The sequence below is a fragment of the Streptomyces sp. WM6372 genome (assembly GCF_001279655.1).
GTDB lineage: Bacteria > Actinomycetota > Actinomycetes > Streptomycetales > Streptomycetaceae > Streptomyces.
On the sequence record NZ_LGDB01000064.1, the window covers coordinates 1 to 2,390 of the forward strand.

Consider the following 2,390-nt stretch of genomic DNA (forward strand, 5'->3'; position numbering starts at 1 on the left):
CGCAGCGGCTGGGCATGGGGCGTGAACTGCACGCGGCGTTCCCGGTGTTCGCCGCCGCTCTCGACGCGGTGGTCGCGGCCGTGGACACGTACCTCGACAGCCCGCTGTACGAGGTGATGTGGGGCGAGGACGAGGCGCTGCTCAACAGCACGGCGTTCACGCAGCCCGCTCTCTTCGCGATCGAGACCGCGCTGTTCCGGCTGGTGGAGTCCTGGGGCGTACGGCCCGACTTCCTGGCGGGGCACTCCATCGGTGAGATCACCGCGGCCCATGTGGCGGGCGTGCTCTCCCTGGAGGACGCGGCCCGACTGGTCACGGCCCGGGGCCGCCTGATGCAGGCGCTGCCCGCCGGTGGCGCGATGGCGGCGATCCAGGCGACGGAGGAGGAGATCCTTCCGCACCTGACCGACACGGTCGGCATCGCGGCGATCAACAGCCCGCGCTCGATCGTGGTGTCGGGTACGGAGGAGGCCGTCGAGGCGATCCAGGCGCACTTCACCGAGCGGGGCCGCAAGACGACCCGGCTGCGGGTCTCGCACGCCTTCCACTCCCCGCTCATGGACCCTGCCCTCGCCGAGTTCCGCGCGGTCGCCGAGTCCGTGACGTACGCGCCCGCCCGGATCCCGGTCGTCGCCGGGGTCCACGGCGAGCTCAGCGAGGACTGGGGGACCCCGGACTACTGGACCCGCCACCTCCGTGAGGCCGTCCGCTTCTCCGACACCGTCCAGCACCTGGCCACGAAGGGCGTCACCCGCTTCATCGAGCTGGGCCCCGACGCCATCCTCACCGCGCTCACCCAGGTCTCCCTGGACGGGCAGAGCACCGTCATCGAGCCCGTCCTGCGCCGGAACCGCCCCGAGGTCCGGAGCCTCCTGACCGCACTGGCCCACCTGCACACCGCGGGCACGCGCATCGACTGGACGGCCTTCTACGCCGGCACCGGCGCGCAGCGCGTCGAGCTGCCGACGTACGCCTTCCAGCACGAGCGGTACTGGCTGGAGGCCACCCCGGCCACCGACGTGGCCCACCACGGCCAGACCTCGGTCGGCCACCCGCTGCTCAGCGCGGCCATCACCCTGGCCGGGTCCGACGAGGCCGTGCTGACCGGCCGCCTCTCGGCGGCCACGCACGCCTGGGTCGCCGACCACGACGTGCTGGGCAGCGTGCTGCTGCCGGGCACCGGCTTCGTCGAGCTGGCGCTCCAGACGGGCGACCAGGTCGGCTGCCCCGTGCTGGAGGAACTCACCCTCCAGGCCCCGCTCGTACTGCCCCGGCACGGCGGAGTCGCCCTCCAGGTGTCGGTCGGCGCGCCCGACGACACGGGCCGCCGGACCGTACGGGTCCACTCGCGCCAGGAGGACCAACCGGCCGACACCCCCTGGCTGCTGCACGCCGACGGCCTGCTCGGCACCCGCCCGGTCGCCGCGGGCACGGACCTCACCGTCTGGCCGCCCACCGGCGCCACCGCGGTGGACGTGAGCGACACGTACGGACTGCTCCAGGGCCGCGGCTACCACTACGGCCCGGTGTTCCAGGGCCTCACGGCCGCATGGACCTCCGGCGACGACATCTACGCCGAGATCGAACTGGCCGAGCAGGCGCACGGTGACGCAGAGAGCTTCGGGGTCCACCCGGCGCTCCTCGACGCCACGATGCACGCGCTGGGCATCGGCGGTCCGGCTGCGGACGACTCGTCCGGCGAGGGGGCGCAGCCGCTGCTGCCCTTCTTCTGGGAGGACGTGTCCCTCTACGCGGTCGGCGCCACGGCGCTGCGCGTACGGATCTCCTGGACGTCCGAGAACACCATGTCCCTGGACGCGGCCGATGCGGCCGGCGCCCCGGTGCTGTCGGTGAAGAGCCTGACCTTCCGCCCGGTGTCGCAGGAGCAGTTGAGCGGGGGCCGGCCGGATTCGCTGTTCGAGATCGCCTGGCGTCCGCTGGCGGTCCCTGTGGATGCCGTAGCCGAGCAGCACGTGTGGGGTGAGCTGCCGGAGGGCGAGCTGTCGGGTGCGGTGGTCTTCCACGTTCCCGGCACGGAGGGTTCGCTGCCCGAGGCGGTGCGTTCCGCTACCGCCCGGACGTTGGCGGTCGTGCAGGAGTGGCTGGCCGAGGAGCGGTTCGCGGAGACGACCCTCGTCGTCGCGACCCGGGGTGCGGTGGTCGTGGATGCCGCCTCCGAGACCATCGACCTCACCCAGGCCCCGGTCTGGGGTCTGGTCCGTGCCGCTCAGGCGGAGAACCCGGGCCGGATCCAGCTCACCGACCTCGCCTCGGCCACCGACGGACTTGCGGCCGTCATCGCCTCCGGCGAGCCGGAGAGCGCGGTCCGCGCCGACGGCATCCGCATCCCGCGCCTCGCCCCGGTCACCCCGGCCACCGAGGCCTCCGTG

At 73.3% G+C, this 2,390-nt stretch carries 1 protein-coding gene; it reads left to right on the top strand.

Translation table 11 applies throughout. The features are described from left to right. Nucleotides 1–2,390, top strand: a 2,390-nt coding sequence (locus tag ADK52_RS07375) for an acyltransferase domain-containing protein (protein ID WP_159045862.1), incomplete at both ends; no start/stop codon positions are given.